Genomic DNA, 19,146 nt, shown 5'->3' with positions numbered 1-19,146 from the left:
GGCGCGCCGCCGCGCCGTGGCGGGCCGCGCGCGAACGCGGCCACCTGCACATCTAACACCGTTAGGTCCGCAGGTGGCCAGTTCGTGGCGCGCGGGAGTCAGCCGATCTTGGGGATGACGTCGTGGGCGAGCATCCGCAGGTTCCGCTCCATCGACCGTGCGTCCTGGCCTCCGTAGTCGACCTGCCACAGCATGGTGGTGAGCGACAGCTGTTCGCGCAGCGCCGTGACCTTTTCGAGCACGGTGCCGGGGCTGCCGACCACGCCGGTGGCGTTGCTCCGCAGATCGGCCTCGGAGGCGCCGGCGAACGATGCCCCCGGGGTCGAATAGCCCGGGTACGAGCTGGACTTGACGCCGGTCCAGGACGCGGCGGCCTCGCCCCAGACCCGGAGGTATGCGCGCAGCAGCGGCGCCGCGGCCCGTACCGCCTCCTCGTCCGTCTCCGCCACGTGGACCGGGACGCTGAGCGCGACGCGCGGCAGGCGGCCGGACGCCCCGTGCGCGTCCTCGAAGGTTTCGAGGTAGACCTCGACCATCTCCCGCGTGCGAGGGAGTTCCTCCTCCTTCGGCGGGGAGGCGATCAGCAGGGAGAACCCCATCTCGCCGATCCACGCGAAGCTCTCCCGGGAGCGCACCGCGGCGACCCAGACCGGGGGATGGGGCGACTGCGTGACAGGCGGCAGCGAGGTGGCGTCGGTGTAGCGGAAGAAGGGGGTGTCCTCCGACGCCTTCTCCCGCGTCCAGAGCCTGAGCACCGCCTCGACGGTGGCGGTGAACTTCGCCCGGCTGTCGTCCAGATCGATCCCGAAGACGTCGAACTCGTAGGGCAGCCAGGCGCGGGCGAATCCCACGTCGAGGCGGCCGCCGCTGAGCGCGTCGAGCTGCGCTGCCTCGGCGGCCAGTTGCACCGGGTGGTGGAACGACGCCTGGATCCCTCCGGTCATCATGCGGATCCGCTCGGTCCGGGCGGCCACGGCGCTGAGGAAACCGAGCGGGCTCGGGCAGTAGCCGCCGTAGTCGCGCAGGTAGTGCTCGGTCATCTTGACGTAGTCGAATCCGAGTTCTTCGGCGAGCACCGAGACGCGCAGGGCGTCGGCGAAGTACGCGGCCGCGGACCGCCGGTCGGGCCGGCAGTCGGGCAGCAGCGATATCCCGTGTTTCACGGAGCTCCTCCTTGTCGAAGGCGGTGGGCAGTGGGCGGTGGGCGGTGGGCGTCGGGCGTCGGGAACGGTGGGCATCGGGGGAGGCGGGACGGCTACAGGACGCAGAGGGCGAGGAACGTGCCTTCGGCGACGGCCAGGGGGAGCACGGCGTGCCCGCCCGCGTAGAGCAGGGCGTGGACGGTGCCGGTCACCGCTCCGGCGAGCGCCGCCAGGGCCCTCGCCTCGACGCCCCGTACCGTGGCCACGGCGACGAGCGGCGTCAGGGCGGCGGAGAGCGGGACGGCGAGGGCGTCGCCGCCCGCCACCGCGAACACCCCGGCCCGCAGCAGGGCCTCTTGGGCGAGGCCGACGAGCACGAGCGCCACGACCGCCGCAGGCCGGGGCAGTCTGCGCGCCAGTTCCTTGCAGGGCCGCAGGGCGTCGCTGCCCACGACCGCCATCCAGGTGCCCTCCCCCACGGGCTCGCGGCGCACCGCGCCGGCCACGACGGTGGACAGCAGTCCGCACACCGCGAACTCGGCGGCGCCCACGAGCACACCCAGGGGCAGCAGCAACAGGGTTGTGATCACCGTGCCGTCCTCCGCCCGCCGAACGTGGCCCGGTAGTGGCGGTGCACGCGGACGTTGAACCAGACGTGGCCGACCACCGCCGCCACCACACCGCCGGTGGCCAGCGTCAGCGCCACCGCCATCAGCGACAGCGGCAGCTTGGCCAGCGCGTGGACCCAGCCGAACGGCAGGTGCGACAGGGCGAACGCCAGCGCCGCACCCGCCAGCAGCGGGATCCCGTACGCCCACGACACGTCGTCCACCGCGAACCGGGTCAACGCGCCGCGGTGGACGAGCTCTTCCAGGACCGCCCCGGCGACCAGCCAGGAGAGCCCCACGCGCGTCTCGCGGGCCCGCTCCGTACGGCCCCACCGGTTGGTGACCGAGGCGGGCCGCACGCCCTCGGCGGGGGACAGGCCGGCCCCGTCGGCGGCCGCGATGCCCACGGGCCGCGCCGGTCCGGCCGTCCGCGAGCCGCGCGGCCGGGCCGCCGTCCATCCCTTGCGGCCTCCGTACCGGGCGACGATCCAGCGGTCGCAGCGCCACGCGGCGGCCGCGAGACACCAGCCCAGCGGCGCCGGGGACACCGTCCGGAGCCACCCGCCGTCGGTGAGCATCCGCGGGCCCAGCAGCACCAGGCCCAGGACGGCCAGAGCGCCCATGACGACGAAGTACACCGCCAGGGTCGGCACGTCCGGGGCCCTCGGTTCGATCCAGCGGCCGTGCACATGGGACGCCAGTGCCATGGGCGCCAGCCCGCCCAGGAGCAGTACGGCCACCAAGTAGGCGTGCATGTCAGGGATAGGGATGCGGCAGCGGGTTGACGAATCCCCCGTGCGCCGCGAACCGGCGGTGGGCGGCCGGGGGCGCGCTCGGGAACGGCAGGCTCAGGGTGTCCGGCGACCACACGCGCACCGCCGTGAACCCCAGCTGCCGGATGTCCGGGGACGTCAGGTCGGACCAGTACAGGCGCTTGCCCGTGGCGCGGAAGGCGTCCACCACTCCGGCGGCGATCCGGCGCGGCGGCCGCTCGTCGTCCGGCGGCAGGTTCCCGGCGGTCTCGCGCGTATGGTGCGCGAACCGCTCCTCCACCACCCGGGCGCCCTCCTTGCTCGCGTAGTAGCCGACGTTCGACTCCAGGTCGAACATGCCGTCCAGCCGTTCCTCGGGCGAGCCGTCCGCGGACTCCACCTCCGCCTCCAGCAGCGACCAGCCCGCCAGGCCGTGGACGCCGACGGCCTCCAACAGCGCCCGGTACATGGCGCGTTCGAGTCCGCCGCCGCTGCCGAGGCCGATGCTGATCGCGGGCATCGCACCGTTGGGCGAGCGCAGGAGACAGGCCACGGTGAAGCCCGGCAGATCGGGGCTGGGAAGCCAGTGGAACTCGTGGCCGACCGTTCCGGCGTAGTGGCGTCCGAGCAGGCCGCGCAGCGCGCTCAGCCGGCCGTCGAAGCCGATCACCACGCTCGCGGCGTTCCCGTACCAGTGGCCGATGGCGGTGTCCACCTGGACGAGTTCGTACAGCGCGCCCCGCAGCGCCGCGTCGGGGGCGGTGTGCGCCGCCGTGCCCGTCGTCACCGCCGAGACCAGCCACGGTTCGTCGTCGGCGGGCAGGTAGCCGAGGAGGAACTGCTGCGCGGGCACCAGCGCCTCGGAGTCGTCGAGGAGCGAGGGCACTCGCACCCAGCCCATCGGGGCGTGCGGATCGAAGGCCTGGTAGGGGAAGCCCGTGCGCCCGAGCTGCTCGGCCTCGAACAGCCGGAAGCAGTCCGCGTCGAGCACCGGCTCGCCCCGCCCGGCCAGTTGGGCATGGGTGGCCGTGGTGACGGGCAGGCGCCGCTCCGCCACCACGGCGTGCCCCGCGTAGCGCTCCAGCGCCTCGCCGAGCACCCGGATCCGGCTCTCGAACGGCAGGAAGCCGTAGCCGCCGATGTGGTAGGAGCCCGGCTTCGGGGCCGGGCGGCCCTGCCACAGGTGCACGCCGGTCAGCTCGGCGCCCTCCACGAACAGGTGCGGGGCCCGCGAGGGCTTGTTGAGGCCCCCCACCGAGGTGATCAACCCGCAGAGCCGGCCGTGCATCCGCGCCTGGAGCGACCGGACCCGCTCGTCCTCGTCCCGCAGGACGCGGAGGGCCGGTGCCGTCCCGGCCGGTGCCGTCTCAGCCATCGATCCACGACCTCGCGTCGAAGTACAGGCTCGCGTCGTCGCGGCCCCGGAGCGATCCGCAGGCGCGGCAGCCGGGCAGCCGCAGGACCTCCTGGTGCGCGATCTCCATCGTCGGCAGATAGATGCCGAGCACCTTGCCGATGGTGAAGGTCGAGCCGGTGGTGAGGAAGTTGATGGCCTCCAGCGCGCTGTGCCCGGCGATGGTCGACCGGACCGCGGACAGCTGCGCGGGAGTGCCCGATTTCACGGCCCCGGCGGCGAGTGCCCGCTTGTAGCGCACATAGCTGGCGCTCTCGCGCAGGTTCATCGCCACCCGCGTCTCGAAGCACTCGTAGCACGGCGAGCTGCCCGGCACGACGGTCGGGCCGACGAGGAGGAACGGCCCGTCGACGGCCACGTGGGTCCACGGGACGTCCAGCTCCATGGCCACCCTGTTGAACACCCGTGAGCGCACCGGGTTCACGGTGTCCTGCGCCCACACCACATAGCCGCCGCGCAGCGGGGCCAGCTCCTCGGCGAGTCCGGCGAGACGCAGCCCGTCGTGGACCGCGTTCTCGTCCATGCGGTTCAGCGATTCGGTCAGCCGGTCACCGGGGGCGAGCTGTTCGACCTTGCCGGCCTGGGCGTCCCGGACCAGCTCGGCGATGGCGCCGGAGAGCGGGCCGTCCCCGATGATCAGCGACCGGGCCGGACGGCCCGTGTCCGACTGCTCGACCCGCAGCGTGGTGAGCTGGTCGAGATAGGCGTCCAGCGCGCTGCTCGGACCCCACTCGAGGACGTCGAGCGTGCGCAGATGGTCCACGACGGCCTCCACGGTCGACCGGGAGACCCCGTGCGCGCGGGCGAGTTCCTTGTGGCTCCGGGTACCGTCCAGCCCGCAGATCAGGTCGAACAGCTTTCCCTTGCCCGACTCGTCGGTCACCGTGAACGACCTGGGGTTCCACACCCCCGTGCGCAGTTCGACGACATCGGGACCGTGCCCGACCACCGTGATCGCCCGCTTCACGCGCGCCTCTGCTCCTGACATTCGGTTCTCCATGAGACGTGGTGCCGGATGGGTGAGGGTGGGAATGCCGCTATGCGCGCGGACCGAGCAGCATCATGTGGACGACGGTGCGGAACACCCCGTCGATGCCGAGGGCCCGGTGTGTCTCGTCGTCGAAGTAGCCGGAGTAGTCCAGGCTGCCGAGCCCGAGCGCGGTGGCCGTCAGATGGACGTTCTGCGCGATCCCGCCCGCCTCGTGCAGCACGAACCGGAGGCCGCGGGGCCCGTACTTCCGCATCGACCGCCACGGGCTCGCGACGAGGAGCAGCAACGCCGCGGCGGATCCCACGAGATCGCCGCCGCCGGCGTCCGGGCACGACGCGAGCAGCTCGTCGAGGGCCGTGCCACCGGCCCAGCCCTCCAGGGCGTCCTCGCGCGGCAGATAGCGGTAGACGCCGCGCCCGAGGCCCGTGACACCGCCCGCCGCTACCCAGGTCTCGACCGGGAACAGCCCTCCGGCGCTGGGCGCCGAGCGCATGCGCAGCGGTACCTCGCCGCCCTTCTCCAGCCGGGCGAAGACCTCGACCGTCTCCGAGTCCCCGTAGCGCAGCACGGTGGCGAGTTCGGCGAGCGGGAGCGGCGCGGGAGCGAAGTCGCGGACGCTGCGGCGGGAGGCGATCACCTGCGCCAGCGACGCGCCCGGCGGCGCGGCCTGGGGGAGGGGTACGCGTACGGCTCCGTCGTCCGGGCTCCACGAGGACTGCGCCAGCGCGACGGTGACCAGGTCGCTCATGTAATGGGCGACCGAGAGCTGCGTCTCCCTGTCGTGCCGGGTGTTCCGGCTGGCGACGAGGAACTCCTCGGCCGGGTGCGCCCGTTCGGCGGGGTCGGCCCGGTTGTCCAGCCGGAGCGGATGCGTGCGGAATCCGACGCCCGCCAGGGAGGGGCTGACCTCGCGCGCCTCGGTGGTGACCAAGGCGTCCCGCACTTCGGCGGCGCTGGTGAAACGACTGCTGGCCACGGTGCATCATCCTTCGCTCGACCGGCCGGCGGGCCATGGGGAAAGGCTGGCGGCATGACGCCGAGCAGACAGGGCCCTGTCTGCTCGGCGCCCCTGCTTCGGGGTGCGCTCACTCAGCGGACGATCGCCGCGCAGCAGCAGCACGTACCCGGGATCACAACGGCCTCGTCACGCTGGTCGTTGAGGGTGACCTGCGCGCTGGTGTTGCGGTGCTCCACCATGGATTCGGAACTCAGCTTCATCTTTCGGTACCTCCTCGAAGGGGTAGAGACGGATGGAAGGAACGCCGGTCCCGGCGGCACAAGGGGATGGGCTCGACCGATCCGTGCCACCGCTCCGGCCCGGGTGCTCCACCGCCGTACGGTGGAGCACCCACTGAGACCTTCCACGGGCGGACCGACGGGTCCAAGCGAGCAGAACAACATGTGCGAACCCCGTGGCGCGCGGCCCGCCGCGTGATAGACGAATGGGCCATGACCTCGCCCGCTTCCCTGCCGCGGCCCTTCGCCGAGCGGCACGCCGCGCTTCCCTACGACGCCTACCGGGGTCTGCTCCGGGCGGGCCCGGTCCACCATGTGGAAGTGGCTCCCGGGGTGAAGGCGTGGCTCGTGTGCGGCCATTCGGCGGCGCGCTCCCTGATGGCCGACCACCGGCTGAGCATCGATCCGGTGTCCACCACGGCCGACGTGCGGCGGGCGATCGACGGACTGGCGACCGAGGAGAAGCAGTCCCTTTACGGGCGGCACCTCCTGGCATCGGATCCACCCGACCACACGCGCATGCGGCGGGTCATGTCGCACGCGCTCACCGCCCGCCGGCTCCGTGCGATGGAACCGCGGGTGCTGGAGATCACGGAAGGGCTCCTCGACGAACTGGCCGGTCGCGCCGAGGCGGACCTGCTGGCCGAATACGCGCTGCCGCTCACCATCCGCGTACTGTCCGACCTCATCGGACTGCCGTCCGACGGCGCCGCGCTGTTCAAGGAACTCGGTCTGCTGGTGCTGCGCGGCGACGCCGCCGGGGACGAGGTGTTCGGGCACGTCGTCTCGTCGCTCGCCGGCTATCTGGGCAACCTGATCGCGCACCCGGACGGCGTGAGCGACGACGGACTGATGCGGATGCTGCTCACCGCGCGTTCCCGGGGCGAGCTCGCCGAGGCCGAACTCAACTCGCTGCTCTTCCAGTTGTTCTTCGCCGGGCACGAGAGCACCAGCTATTTCATCGCGAACGCCATCGCCACGCTGCTCGCCCACCCCGGTCAGTGGGCGCTGTTGCGCGAGGACGGCTCCCTGATCGACGGCGCCGTCGAGGAACTCCTGCGCTACGAGGGGTCGGTCAAGTCGGCCACGTGGCGTTTCCCCACCGAGCCCGTCGAGGTGGAAGGCGTGCGGATACCGGTGGGCGAGCCGGTGCTGATGCTCTTCGCCGCCGCGAACCGCGATCCGGAACACGTCCGCGACCCCGACCGGCTCGACATCGCGCGCCCCGCCTCGCCGCACCTGTCCTTCGGCCACGGCGCGCACCACTGCCTCGGGCACTCCCTGGGCCGGATGGAAGCCCGCACCGCGCTCGCGTGCCTGATCGCCCGCTACCCGGACCTCCGCCTCGACACCCCGCACGGGGAGCTGTCCTGGCGCGCCAACATCGTGATGCGCGGCATGCGCAGCCTCCCCGTGACGCTGGCCGCCCGCTGAACCGGTACGTCAGGTACGTCGCCCGCTGCCCCGGATTCGAGGCCCCATGGACACGCACAGCGCTCCGCGGCTCTTCCCCGACTGGATGCCGCCCCACCTCCGCCTGATGCACCTGGTCGCCGCGAAGTGGACGACCCAGCCCCTGCTCGCCCTGGCCCGCCTGAACGTGGCCGAGCTGCTGGCCGGCGGGCCCCGTACGGTCGAGGACCTCGCCGCGGCCTGCGGCGTACGGCCCGACCCGCTGCGGCGCTGCCTGCGCGCCACCGCCGCTGTCGGCGTCTTCACCGAACTCGACGACGGCGCCTTCGCCTTGAGCCCCATGGCGGAGCACCTGCGTCCGGGCGTCGGGCTGTCGCTGCGCGACCTGGCGCTCTTCCTGGGCGACGCGTCCACCACGCGCTCTTTCGACCGCATCATGGACGTCCTGCGCACCGGAGAGCCCGGCTTCGAGGACGCCAACGGCGCACCCCTGTTCACGTACTTGGAAGGCGACCCCGAGCTCCGGGCGAGCTATCAGGGAGCGTGGGCGCCGCTCACCGAGGGCGTCGCGCAGGCCCTGCTGAAGGCCGTGGACTTCGGCGCCTTCGGGACGATCGCCGATCTCGGCGGGGGCACCGGAACCCTGCTGCGCGCCGTTCTGCGGGCCTGCCCCGCCGCGAGGGGAATCCTGCTGGACCGCCGCGAGGTGATCCGCCACGCGCACCCCGACCTCATGGGCGGCCCGCTGGCGCCCCGCGTGGAACTGGCCGCCGGTTCCCTGCCGGGCGACGTGCCGCGGCACGCGGACGCGTACATCATCAAGAACACGCTGCACTGCCTCGACGAGGAGACCGTGCGGGAGACGCTGCGCGGAGTCCGCGCGGCCGTCGGCGACAGGTCCGGCGCCAGGCTGTTCCTCATCGAGTCCATGGTCACGCCGGGCAACGGTTACGACTGGGGGCGGTTCGTGGACATCGAGGTGATGGTCAACTGCGGCGGCCGGGTGCACACGCGTGACGAATGGGAGCGCCTGCTCCCGTCGTGCGGCTTCACCCTCGAATCGGTCGACAGCCTCCTGCCGCCCCAGTGGCTGCTCACCGCCCGGCCGCGGTGACCACCGGGGGCGGGCGGTGAGCAGCCACTGGGCGTCGCCTCACCCCGCCACGCGCTCCCCGTGCAGCCACGCCACCTTGTCGTAGAGGTCGTCCGCGGAGAGGGCGGCCATCATCGCGTTGCGGGCCTGGGCCTCGGGGCCCGAGGGGTGGTAGAGCTGGACGCCCATCTCCCGGGCGACCAGCTGGGTCCTGGCCGTGCGGCCGCGGCGCTCGGCGCTGTACTTCTCCAGGCGCTGGACGGTGTCCTCCGCGGGGGCGTCGAGGAGGGAGCCGATCACCACGGCGTCCTCCAGCGCCATGCACGCGCCCTGGGCGGCGTACTGGAGCATCGGGTGCGCGGCGTCGCCCAGCAGGGCCACGCGGCCGTCCGTCCAGGTGTCGACCGGGTCCCGGTCGCACAGCACCCATTCCTTCCAGTCCGTGCCCAGCTCCAGGAGCCGGCGGGCCGTCTCGCCCAGTTCCGGGAACCGGCCGAGCACGTGGGCGCGTTCGGCCGGGCGTCCCACGACCGCGTCGCGCGCGCCGTCGTCGCGGGTGGCCGCCAGGTTCAGGTGCGTACCGCCCGCGATGGGGTAGTGCACGAAGTGCCACTTGGGGCCGGCCCACAGCGTGACCGTGTTCCAGCGCAGCTCCTCCGGGACCAGCTCCATCGGGATCACGGAGCGGTAGATCGTGTGACCGGACACCCGCGGCTCCCCGTCGCCGACGAGCTGCCGCCGGATCGCGGAGCGGATGCCGTCGGCGCCGATCAGGGCCGTACCGGTGAAGTGGCGGCCGGTGTCGGTGACGGCGGTGACGCCGTCCGCGTCCTGTTCGTACGAGGCGACGGCGAAGCCCGCGGCCAGCGTGATGGCGGGTGCGGCGCGGCAGGCGTCGAGGAGGGCCTGGTAGAGGTCGCCGCGGTGCACGACGGCGTACGGGTTGCCGAAGCGCTCGCGGTAGCCGCCGGTGAGCGGCATGACGGCGATGCGCTCGTCGGTGGTGCCGTCCATGAGACGCAACTCGTCGATGTGCACGGCGCGTTCCCGCACCTCGTCGCCGACGCCGAGGCGGTTCAGGGCGTGGAAGGCGTTCGGGCCCAGCTGGATGCCCGCGCCCAACTCGCTGAACTCGTCGCGGCGTTCGAGGACGGTGATGTGGTGGCCGCTGTTGTTCCGCGCGATGCCGAGGGCCGCCGCGAGGCCGCCGATGCCACCGCCGGCGATGAGGATCTCCGCCATCTTTCTTCCTTCGTTGCTCGGGGATCGGGATGTGTGCTGCTCGGGCCTCGCGGCCTCAGGCGCCGGACGTGTCCGTGGCGGGCACGGTGTGGCCGGGGAAGAGGCGGTGGAGCTCGGTGTGGAAGCCGGGGAAGGTCTTGCCCACGCAGGCGGGGTCGTCGAGGGTGATGCCGGGTACGCGCAGGCCGAGGACGGAGAAGGCCATGCCGATCCGGTGGTCGCGGTAGCAGGCGATCCGGGTGCCGACGGGTTCGGCCGGCTCGATGGTGATCCGGTCCTGGCCGACCTCGGTGCGCACGCCCAGGGCGCCCAGATTGCGGGCGACGGCGGCGATGCGGTCCGACTCCTTGAGGCGGGCGTGGGCGATGCCGCGGATGGTGATGGGGGCGTCGGCGAGCGGTGCGATCGCGGCGAGCGTCATAAAGGTGTCGGAGATCTCGCCCATGTCGACGCAGAAGCCGCCGCGCAGCCTGCCGGTGCCGGTGACCGTGGTCGCCCGCTCGCCGATGTCGACCCGCGCGCCGGTTTTGCGCAGGACGTCCACGAAGCGGAGGTCGCCCTGGAGGCTGTCGCGGCCGAGGCCGGGCACGGTCACGGCGGTGCCGGTCACCGCGGCCGCGGCGAAGACGTACGAGGCGGTGGAGGCGTCCGGTTCGACGGCCATGTCGATGGCGTTGTAGTCGCCGGGGTCGATCCGGATGGTCCCGTCGGCGTCCTCGGCTACCTTCGCGCCGAAGCGGCGCATCAGGGCGAGCGTCATGTCGATGTACGGGCGGCTGACGAGCTCGCGGGCCGAGAGGGTCAGCGGGGTGTGCATCAGGGGGGCCGACATCATCAGGCCGGTCAGGTACTGGCTGCTCAGCGAGGAGTCGAGGCTGATCCGGCCGCCGTACAGGCCGTCGGACTCCACCACCAGCGGCAGCCCGCCCTCGGGCGCCGTGCGCACCTTGGCGCCCAGCTCCACCAGGGAGTCGGTCAGCGGCCACAGCGGGCGGGCGCGCAGCTGGTCGGTGCCGTCGAAGGTGAATTCGCCGGAGCCGGTGCCGGCGAAGGGCGGCAGGAAGCGGGCCGCCGTCCCGGCGTCGGCGCACCAGATGCGAGCGCTGCCCACGGGGCCCCTGCCGTTGCCGGTCACCTCCCACACCTCGTCGTCCGGGCCGGCCGTGACGCGGAAGCCGAGCGCGGACAGCGCCGTACGGAACGCGAGCGTGTCCTCGCTGACGAGCGGGGCCCGCAGCCGGGTGGTGCCGACGGCGGCCGCCGCGAGCAGCAGGGCGCGGTTGGTGATGCTCTTCGAGCCGGGGATGCGGGCCGTCAGGGGAGAGTGCGGTAGGTGAGTCGTGACGCTGGTCGTCATGACCGTCCTTCGTCGAGTGCCGGTGACAGCGCGTCGAGCAGCGATCGCCACGACGCGTGGGTTTTCTTGAGGCCCTCTTCTTCGAGTGCCGAGGCGACGTCCGCGAAGCCGATACCGAACGACTTCAGGTAGTCGAGCTTCTTGCGGGAGGCATCGTAGGAGTGCCGGGTCCAGGTGCGGGGGACGACCGCGCCGTGCGCGGCCACCGCCCGTAGGGTGGCCTCGGGCATGGTGTGCGCCGTGCCCGGAACGGCCAGTTCCGTGACCTGGCGGGTGGCGCGCGGGCCGGGCTCGGGCACGATGTCCGAGGCCCACAGCAGCCGCTGCGGACGGGCGCCGTGCGCGGCGAGGCGCTGCCAGCGCGGTGTGGTCAGGAGCGCGGTGAAGCGCTCGTGCGCCAGCCGTGCGACGGCGAGCGCGGCGGTGCCGCGCAGCGCCTTCGCCTCCGAGGCGCCGATGCCCGCGCGGTCGAGGAGGGTGTCGACGGCCGCGTCGATCCGGCCGAGGGGGAAGGACGCGGCGGAGGCGATCGGGCCGAGGGCGCGGCCCGCCGCCAGGGCCTGCTCCAGCCCGGTCAGGTGGGCTTCCCGCACCTGGTCGTAGCGCTCGGGTGAGAAGAGCAGGGTGACATTGACGCCGATGCCTTCGGCCAGGCAGGCGGTGACGGCGGTCAGGCCCTCGTCGGTGGCGGGGATCTCGACCGTCACATTGGCCCGGCCGACCGCGTGGACGATGTCGCGGGCCTGCCGGACGGTGGCCGCGGCGTCGCGGGCGAGCCCGGCGTCGAGCGCGACGGACACGTGTCCGTCGGCGCCGTCGGTCTCCCGGTGGACGCGAGCCAGGGCGTCGCAGGCCAGCCGGGCGTCCTCGACGGTCAGTGCGCGTACGGCCGCGTCGGCGGTGGCTCCCCGCGCGGCCAGGGCCCGCAGCCGGCCGTCGTACGCCCCGCTGTCCGCGAGGGACGCGGCCAGGGCGGCGGGGTCGGAGGTGACGCCGGTGACGTGCTGGTCGCGGACGAGCGCGGCCAGGCCGCCGTCGGCCGGCCGGGTGCGGTCGAGGCCGGTGAGCCGGACGGAGACGCCGGAGGCGGCCAGGCGGCGCAGGTTGTGGCCGTTCACGCGGAGGCCCGGTGGAACTCGCCGGTGCTCGCGGGGAGTCGGCCGTTTCCGAGGCGCGGCAGGTTCTCCATGTGATCGTGACCGGCGGAGAACCTGCCGCGATCGGTGGCGGCCCGCCGGGGGAGTACGGGCCGCCGGTCCGGGTCGCTCCCCATGAACGGCATCGTGCTTCTCCTGATTCGTTGCGCACGGCATTCGTCGCGCACGGCGGGCGGTCGGTGCCGCCGTCGGTGCTGCCGGAATGTGCTGATGCGACATTGGCCGCCTGACGGCTCCGGCTTCAACCGATTCGGTGCGACTTCGTCAGGAACCGTTTACGCGGCCGTGCTGGCGACGGCCCCGGCCATGAAGACTCCCGCGCCCGGGGGCCGAAAGGTGCGTTTCGACGACGGGCGCCGAAAGCGTGGCCGCGGTGTCACGCACCGTCTAGGAACAGTGCGTGAAAGCGGCGGGGCCGACACGACCGGCGTGTGCGCGGGTCACGCCGACGCCGCCAGGACGCCCTCGTGGAGCATGACGAGGCGGGTCAGCGCGACACGGCCGGATATCTGGAGCTTGCCGAAGATGTGCCGCAGGTGGGTGTCGACGGTGTGCGGGGAGATGCTGAGCACGGCCGCGGCGGCCCGGTTGGTCAGACCGTCGGCGACCAGCCGGGCCACGCGCAATTCGGCGGGAGTGAGGCTCGCCCATCCGGAATTCGACACTGCTGCGGGCATGGCGAAGTTCTCCTCGGTCGGTCCGCTCGTCGGCGGGAATCGCCGCTTGCGGTTCCGACTGTGCAGGGCCGTGAAAAGGGCCCGCAACGCGGAAGGCGCCACTTCGTCAGGTGGAGCGGCCGTCAGCCCTTGGCGAGCCGGGGGAAGAGCGCCAGCGCGTTGTCACGGCCGATGGCCGTGCGCTGCTGCTCGTTCCAGCCCTGATAGGTCCGGAATCCGGTGACGTTCTCGGTGGTGTGCTCGGCGGGCATGAAGGGATAGTCGCTGCCGAAGAGGATCTTGTCCGGAGCGGCGAGTTCCGTGAGCGCGGGCAGCGCGAATTCATTGGCCGACATGGCGATGTCGTAGTAGATGCCGCGCAGCGAGGCGATCACATCGGCGGGGGCGCGCTCGGTGAGGTATTTGCCGATGGTGGGCCCGTACGTGAGCCGCTTGGCGAGGAAGGGCAGGGTGCCGCCCGCGTGCGAGACGATCAGCTTCAGGTGCGGCAGCCGCTCCAGTACGCCGTTGAAGAGCAGGTTGACCACGGTGCGGGTGGTCTCGAAGGTGAAGTCGTAGAGCGACGCCGGCAGGCCGAAGGTGGCCAGGTCCTGGGCCGGCGGGGCGGCCGGGTGGACGTGCAGCGGCAGTCCGCGGTCGGCGATCTCCGCGAGCAGCGGCTCGAACTCGGGGTCGCCGAGGTAGCGGTTGCCGTAGCTGGTGAGCATGCCGACGCCGTCCAGCCCCAGCTCGTCGATCGCGTAGGCCAGCTCGTCCTTCGCGGCGGCGACGTCGGGCATCGGGAGGATCGCGAACGCGCCGAAACGGGTGGGGTGTTCGGCGATGAGCGAGGCGTAGAACTCGTTGACCTCGCGGGCCATGCGGACGCGGTCCTCGCCCTGCAGGAAGCTGACGCCGGGGGCGGTGACGGACAGGACGGACGCGGCGATGCCGTGCCGGTCCATGAGCTCCAGGCTGGCGTCGGGGGTCCAGGTGGGGTAGTCGACGCCCGGGATGGCGACGCTGTCGCCGAGCGCCTCCCGGTAGGTCGGCGGAATCGCGTGGTGGTGGACGTCGATCAGACCGGACGGGTTGTTCATGGGGATCTCCGTAGTCAGTCTTCGGGTCGAGCTGTTACCGCTGGTCGGCGGTGGCGGGAGGCAGGGCGTCGAGCTCGACGCCGAACCACGTCCGGTACGCGGCGAACACCGCCGCGTCGTCCGCCAGTTCCTCCTGGACGCGGTGTCCGTGCTCCGTGCGGGTGAGGGTGCGGCCGCTGAGGGTGACCCGGCCGGTGGTGGTGGGCAGCGAACACACCTGCCGGGCGAGGAAGGGGGACTGCGGCGCGCTGCGGAACCACCACACGGTGGGCGCGAAGTCCGCGAGCTCGCGCGCCCGGGTCTCCAGCCGGTACTGGAGCTCGCCGTCGCGCAGCAGGTCCAGGTCCCCGTGGGGCGCCTGTACGAGCTGGAACACGCCTTGCGCGTCGGGCTGTTCGGCGCGGACGGCCAGGCGCAGCGGGTGCCGGAAGCCGCGGCCGTAGCCGACGTCGACGAGCCAGGGCTCCGGGGTGTCCTCGGTCGTCACGCGGAGGGTCAGGTGCCCGAGCAGCGGTCCGAGTTCGCCGTCCTCCAGCACCCGCCCGGCGAGCAGCTCCACCCCGAACCCCAGGGCGCGCAGCAACTCGTAGAAGGCGCCGTTGAGTTCGTAGCAGCAGCCGCCGCGCTCCCGTCCGACGATCTTCTCCAGGGCCGGTGCCCCGAGCCCGATCGGCGTGCTCGGCCGGCCGAAGGCGAAGTCGACGTTCTCGAACGGGACGGTCAGGACGTGGCGCTCGTGGAGTTCGCGCAGGGCGGCGGAGTCGGGGCGCTCGGGGGCCTTGGCGCCGATGCGGCGGAGGTAGGAGTCCACTTCCTCGGTGCTCAGGTCGCGCGGGGCCACCGGTTCTGCGGGGGTGTTCTCAGACATGTCGTCGGCGCTCTCAGACATATTCGGCGGCGTATCGGGCGACGATGCGTGCGGCCTTTTCCACGTCCTCGGCGTATTGCGACGCCTCCGGTGCCGGGCGGCCGTCGTCGGCGGAGACGCCCAGCTCCTTGAAGAAGTGCTCGAAACCGCCGGGAGTGAAGATGATCAGCATTTTGCAGGGGGCGTCGCTGACGTTCTTGAAAGCGTGCACCTTGCCGCGCGGGACGAAGATGAAGGCGCCGGCCCCGACGGTCTGCGAGAGTTTCTCGTTGGAGATCTCCAGCTCGCCCTCGATGAGGTAGAACGCCTCGTCGGAGTCGTGGTGGATGTGCAGCGGAGGCCCGCCGCCCGGCGGCACGAGGGCCTCGATCAGCCCCAGCGATCCGTGGGTGTTCTCCGCGTCCGCCTTGATCGTGTAGTGGTCGCCGAAGACCCAGCGCTTCGGCCCCGCCTGCGGCGGGATGTAGACGATGTCCTCGGACTCCTCGAAGCTCACGTGTGCTCCCTCTTCCTTCCTGCCAGGGCTCCTACTCCACGTCGTGCGGCCGTGTTTGGCATCACGTGATCCCGTGATTTCCGTGCACCACACCCGTGAATACGGGATGGCAGCGGCGAGCGGGGCGGTCAGGGTGGTAGCGCACGGCGCGCGGCGCCGGTGCGACAACGCACGAGGAATGGATGGGAACATGACCGCTCGATTCGCAGGCAAGGTCGCACTCGTCACCGGTGGCGGTTCCGGCATAGGCCGCGCCACCGCCCTGGCCTTCGCCCGGGAGGGCGCCACCGTGGTGGTCGCCGGGCGGACCGCGGGGAACCTGGCGGAGACGGTGCGGCTGATCGAGGAGGCGGGCGGCAGCGGCAGCGCCGTCACGGCCGACATCGCCGTCGCCGCGGACGTGGAGCGCATGGTCGCCACCGTCGTCGAGCGGCACGGCGCCCTCGACATCGCGGTGAACAACGCGGGTCACCTCCCCGAGCCCGCGGAGCTGGCCGACCTCGACGAGGAGACGCTGGTGCGGACCCTGGGCATCAACGTCGTCGGTACCTGGCTGTCGATGAAGCACGAGGTGCGGCACATGCGGACCGCCGGCGGCGGGGTCATCGTGAACGTCGGGTCGGTGGTGGGCGCGCACCTGACCCTGCCGGGCGCCGGGGCGTACGGGGCGAGCAAGGCCGCCGTCGCCGCGCTGGGCCGCAGCGCGGCCCGTGAGTACGCGGCCGACGGCATCCGGGTCAACACGCTCAGCCCCTCCTCGATGGACACCCCGATGTCCCTGCTGGAGGGCGAGACGGAGGCCGAACGCACCGAGCGCGCCAAGGGGATGTTCCCGCTCGGCCGCATCGGCAGCGTCGAGGAGGGCGCGGGGGCGGTGCTGTGGCTGGCCTCCGAGGAGTCCGGCTTCGCGCTCGGCCACGACCTCGTCATCGACGGCGGCATCACCGCCTGACGTACCGCGCGCTTCCCGTCACGTACGTGTGCCCCGGTCCCGCGCTGCGGGAAACCGGGGCACACGTACGCAGAGGCGGCCTGTTCGGGGGTGTCAGGCGTCGGCCCCTGCGAGCTCCTGCCGCGGTTCCGGCGCGGCGGCCGTCGTGCTGTCCGTGCGGCGCTGGAGCGCGCCCGCCCACAGCGTGCCCAGGAGGCCGAGCGCGGCGAGGCCGGCACCGACCCACGCCACGGACTCGTAACCCCAGTCGGCGCTGATGGCCAGGCCGCCCAGGAGCGGCGCCAGGGTGTTGCCCACGTTGAAGGCGGAGGTGTTGGTGGCGCCGACGAGGGTCGGGGCGCCGGGTGCGACGGTGAAGACGCGGGACTGCAGGATCGGGTTGGTGACGTAGCCGGCCAGGCCCAGGACGAAGACCGCCACGACCGTGACGACCACGTTCTGCGCCGTCAGCGCGATCACGACGGAGGCGACGATCAGGGCGCCGAGGCCGAGGGAGAGGGTGCGGATCGGGTGCGACTCGGCGACGCGGCCGCCGATGGTCATGCCGATCAGTCCGCCGACGCCGAACAGCGCCAGGATGGCCGGGACCCAGCCCTCGGAGAGGCCGGTCACGTCGGTGAGCACCGAGGCGAGGTAGCTGAAGGTGACGATGACGGCGCCGAAGGCGAAGGCCGTGATGGCGTAGGAGAGCCACAGCTGCGGCCGGGCCATGGCGCGCAGTTCGGACTTGACCGTACGGGTCTCCTCCTTGGTGCCCTTGCCGCCGGGGATGGCGAACACCGAGCAGAGGAGGCTCCCGAGGGTGAGGGCGGCCACGGCCCAGAAGGCCGCGCGCCAGCCCGCGAACTGGCTCAGGACGGTGCCGGCCGGGACGCCCACGATGGTGGCGAGGGTGAGTCCGCTGGCGACGACCGCGACGGCCTTGCCCTTGGCGCTCAGCGGGACCATGCTCACGGCCGTGGCCACGGCGACGCCCCAGTACCCGGCGTAGGCCAGTGCGCTCACGATGCGGGTGGCGAACAGCACTCCGTAGCCGGGCGCGACGGCGCCGACCACGTGGGCGGCGATGAAGACGGCCTGGAGCGCGACCAGCGCGGTGCGGCGCGGCCAGCTCAGGGTGGCGACGGCCAGCAGGGGCGCGCCGACGACCATGCCGATGGCGAAGGCGGAGATGAGCAGGCCGGCGTCGGGGATGGAGACGCCCAGGTCGTCGGCCATGTTGGGCAGCAGGCCGGAGAGCATGAACTCCGAGGTGCCCTGCGTGAAGATGCCGAGTCCGAGGATGTAGACGGCGAGCGGCATCTTCCCGGCCCGCCCTGGATCAGTGGTTTTCGGGTCGAGTGCCATGGAGGGTCTCCAGTGCTTCGGGGATCGGTGGTTTCTGAGTCGGGTTCATGAACCGGACGTACGGCGCCCTCGACTCCACGATCAGGACGCTAGCACATTTTGAAGCGAGTGCTTCAAAATGTAGGAAGCGCGAGAGGGGAAAAACTGGAAGTGTTCAACTGCCGGAGCAGCAGCGCGGTCTGTGCGCGCTGCCGCCCGTGCGGGCCGGAAATCCGGAAGCCCAGGATCCGTTCGATCCGGGTGACGCGCTGCGCGACGGAACTGTGGTGCCGGTAGAGGAGTTGGGCCGCGGCCCGGACCGAGGGGGTGCGGCACACCGCGTCCAGGGTGGCGAGGTCCTCGCCGCACAGCCCGGCGAGGGCCGCGGTGTCGGGGTGCGCGAGGGCGGTGTCCCTGGGGATGTCCGCGAGCAGGGCGAGCGTGCCCAGCCCGGTGGCGTCCACCGCCTTCGGCCAGGTGGGGCCGAGGCCCGCGAACCGTGCCGCGCGCCGCGCCTGGGCCCAGGAGTCCGGCAGTTGGGCCGCCGTGCCCGCCGGGCCCGTCCCGACCGCCACACCGTCCGGCAGGCCGGCCGTCGCCCCCTCCGGCAGTACCGGGCTCCCGGGCCGGGCGTCGGCGGGAGCGGGGAGCAGGATCGCCCCGACGGTGGACCACAGGGCGCCGAACGGGGCCGGCCGGCCGAGCCGCGGGTGGGCCACGCTCAGTGCCCGCGCGCAGGAACCCAGCGCCCTCCGCATGACGGCGGCGTCCGGCGCCACGACGGCGACGGCGCGCAGCGGTTCGTCCGGGTGCAGGCCCAGCAGGTGCAGGGCCCGCGACCGCTCCGCCTCGGCGCCCCGCGTGGAGAGCGCGACCTGCACCAGCGCCGGATCGCCCCACTGCGGGGCATGCGCCGGGCCGGGGACGGCACCGGAGCGCTCGAAGGCCAAGGACGCGGCGAGCGCCAGCCGTTCGAGCACCAGCCCGTCGAGCGACCAGGCGCACCCGGTCCGCTCCAGCCAGACCTCGCCCACCGTCTGCCCGTCGACGACGACCGCGCGGCTGTCCGCCGGCGCCGCCTCGTCGGGCGGCAGCGCGCGGGCGTCGGGGTCGTAGCGGTGCACCGCCGCGCGGCGGTGGTCCGCCGTGCCGGCCGGGCACTCCGCGAGCAGGGCGGTGGCCCGGGCCAGGGCGTCGGGATCCGAGTGGTTCTCCACCAGCCGGTCGAAGTAGGAGATGACACGCAAGGCACCCGCCGCGGCCGGGTCGAGATGCGACAGGCGCAGACCGTACATTCCTGGAGACTAGGCAGCCCGTCCGGGCCGCCCCGCACGACGAGGGCG

General features: G+C 72.7%; 20 protein-coding genes. 3 read left to right on the top strand and 17 right to left on the bottom strand.

Translation table 11 applies throughout. The annotated features are described in order from the left end of the window. Nucleotides 1-98 precede the first annotated feature (98 nt). The 7 genes from ACWD4A_RS23405 to ACWD4A_RS23375 form a co-directional block, all read right to left on the bottom strand. The gene (locus ACWD4A_RS23405) at nt 99-1,163 is read right to left on the bottom strand and encodes an LLM class flavin-dependent oxidoreductase (RefSeq protein ID WP_451196918.1); all 1,065 of its coding nucleotides are present in this window, start codon (nt 1,161-1,163) and stop codon (nt 99-101) included. Between the two features lie 92 nt (nt 1,164-1,255). Further along, nucleotides 1,256-1,732 carry a hypothetical protein gene (locus tag ACWD4A_RS23400; protein WP_451196917.1) on the bottom strand — a complete coding sequence of 159 codons (477 nt, stop codon included), beginning with the start codon at nt 1,730-1,732 and terminating at the stop codon, nt 1,256-1,258. Continuing rightward, nucleotides 1,729-2,505: a CPBP family glutamic-type intramembrane protease gene (locus ACWD4A_RS23395; protein ID WP_451196916.1), complete on the bottom strand. Its 777-nt coding sequence runs from the start codon at nt 2,503-2,505 to the stop codon at nt 1,729-1,731. Before ACWD4A_RS23395 ends, ACWD4A_RS23400 begins: the two co-directional genes overlap by 4 nt. A gap of 1 nt (nt 2,506) precedes the next feature. Then, nucleotides 2,507-3,877, bottom strand: coding sequence for a YcaO-like family protein (locus ACWD4A_RS23390; RefSeq protein ID WP_451196914.1), 1,371 nt, complete (start codon nt 3,875-3,877; stop codon nt 2,507-2,509). Further along, complete coding sequence (locus tag ACWD4A_RS23385) at nt 3,870-4,904, bottom strand: TOMM precursor leader peptide-binding protein (RefSeq protein WP_451196913.1); 1,035 nt, start codon at nt 4,902-4,904, stop codon at nt 3,870-3,872. Before ACWD4A_RS23385 ends, ACWD4A_RS23390 begins: the two co-directional genes overlap by 8 nt. Nucleotides 4,905-4,953: 49 nt before the next feature. Further along, nucleotides 4,954-5,883, bottom strand: a complete 930-nt coding sequence (locus ACWD4A_RS23380) for a SagB/ThcOx family dehydrogenase (RefSeq protein ID WP_451196911.1) — start codon at nt 5,881-5,883, stop codon at nt 4,954-4,956. A gap of 113 nt (nt 5,884-5,996) precedes the next feature. Next, complete coding sequence (locus ACWD4A_RS23375) at nt 5,997-6,125, bottom strand: hypothetical protein (RefSeq protein ID WP_451196910.1); 129 nt, start codon at nt 6,123-6,125, stop codon at nt 5,997-5,999. Nucleotides 6,126-6,356: 231 nt separating this feature from the next. Between ACWD4A_RS23375 and ACWD4A_RS23370 the strand changes: the two genes are divergently transcribed. Together ACWD4A_RS23370 and ACWD4A_RS23365 are read left to right on the top strand one after the other, a co-directional pair. Next, complete coding sequence (locus ACWD4A_RS23370; RefSeq protein WP_451196908.1) at nt 6,357-7,577, top strand: cytochrome P450 family protein; 1,221 nt, start codon at nt 6,357-6,359, stop codon at nt 7,575-7,577. 46 nt (nt 7,578-7,623) lie between these two features. After that, nucleotides 7,624-8,670, top strand: coding sequence for a methyltransferase (locus tag ACWD4A_RS23365; RefSeq protein WP_451196906.1), 1,047 nt, complete (start codon nt 7,624-7,626; stop codon nt 8,668-8,670). A 39-nt stretch (nt 8,671-8,709) separates the two neighbouring features. On the opposite strand, the gene ACWD4A_RS23360 is transcribed toward ACWD4A_RS23365, so the two are convergent. The 8 genes from ACWD4A_RS23360 to ACWD4A_RS23325 form a co-directional block, all read right to left on the bottom strand. After that, nucleotides 8,710-9,891, bottom strand: a complete 1,182-nt coding sequence (locus ACWD4A_RS23360; protein ID WP_451196904.1) for a 3-hydroxybenzoate 6-monooxygenase — start codon at nt 9,889-9,891, stop codon at nt 8,710-8,712. Nucleotides 9,892-9,946: 55 nt separating this feature from the next. Next, nucleotides 9,947-11,248, bottom strand: a complete 1,302-nt coding sequence (gene aroA / locus ACWD4A_RS23355; RefSeq protein ID WP_451196903.1) for a 3-phosphoshikimate 1-carboxyvinyltransferase — start codon at nt 11,246-11,248, stop codon at nt 9,947-9,949. Then, nucleotides 11,245-12,366 carry a transaldolase gene (tal, locus tag ACWD4A_RS23350; protein ID WP_451196901.1) on the bottom strand — a complete coding sequence of 374 codons (1,122 nt, stop codon included), beginning with the start codon at nt 12,364-12,366 and terminating at the stop codon, nt 11,245-11,247. The genes aroA and tal overlap by 4 nt, the downstream gene beginning before the upstream one ends. Then, nucleotides 12,363-12,530: a hypothetical protein gene (locus ACWD4A_RS23345; protein ID WP_451196900.1), complete on the bottom strand. Its 168-nt coding sequence runs from the start codon at nt 12,528-12,530 to the stop codon at nt 12,363-12,365. Before ACWD4A_RS23345 ends, tal begins: the two co-directional genes overlap by 4 nt. 315 nt (nt 12,531-12,845) lie before the next feature. After that, nucleotides 12,846-13,082: a helix-turn-helix domain-containing protein gene (locus ACWD4A_RS23340; RefSeq protein WP_451196898.1), complete on the bottom strand. Its 237-nt coding sequence runs from the start codon at nt 13,080-13,082 to the stop codon at nt 12,846-12,848. A 122-nt stretch (nt 13,083-13,204) separates the two neighbouring features. Next, complete coding sequence (locus tag ACWD4A_RS23335) at nt 13,205-14,161, bottom strand: amidohydrolase family protein (protein WP_451196897.1); 957 nt, start codon at nt 14,159-14,161, stop codon at nt 13,205-13,207. 34 nt (nt 14,162-14,195) lie between these two features. Then, nucleotides 14,196-15,050, bottom strand: coding sequence for an arylamine N-acetyltransferase family protein (locus ACWD4A_RS23330; RefSeq protein WP_451196896.1), 855 nt, complete (start codon nt 15,048-15,050; stop codon nt 14,196-14,198). Beyond that, complete coding sequence (locus ACWD4A_RS23325; protein ID WP_451196895.1) at nt 15,043-15,525, bottom strand: cupin domain-containing protein; 483 nt, start codon at nt 15,523-15,525, stop codon at nt 15,043-15,045. Before ACWD4A_RS23325 ends, ACWD4A_RS23330 begins: the two co-directional genes overlap by 8 nt. Nucleotides 15,526-15,715: 190 nt before the next feature. Between ACWD4A_RS23325 and ACWD4A_RS23320 the strand changes: the two genes are divergently transcribed. Beyond that, nucleotides 15,716-16,477 (top strand): SDR family NAD(P)-dependent oxidoreductase, encoded by a 762-nt coding sequence (locus tag ACWD4A_RS23320; protein WP_451196893.1) that lies wholly within the window; start codon nt 15,716-15,718, stop codon nt 16,475-16,477. Nucleotides 16,478-16,570: 93 nt separating this feature from the next. Here the strand turns inward: ACWD4A_RS23320 and ACWD4A_RS23315 are convergent, their stop codons facing one another. Further along, complete coding sequence (locus ACWD4A_RS23315; RefSeq protein WP_451196937.1) at nt 16,571-17,779, bottom strand: Cmx/CmrA family chloramphenicol efflux MFS transporter; 1,209 nt, start codon at nt 17,777-17,779, stop codon at nt 16,571-16,573. A gap of 158 nt (nt 17,780-17,937) precedes the next feature. After that, nucleotides 17,938-19,098, bottom strand: coding sequence for a helix-turn-helix domain-containing protein (locus ACWD4A_RS23310; RefSeq protein WP_451196891.1), 1,161 nt, complete (start codon nt 19,096-19,098; stop codon nt 17,938-17,940). Between the last annotated feature and the right edge of the window lie 48 nt (nt 19,099-19,146).

It is taken from the genome of Streptomyces sp. NPDC002537 (assembly GCF_053594975.1).
Note: the sequence above shows the minus strand (reverse complement) of the source record. Positions and strands in the feature narration are given on the sequence as shown.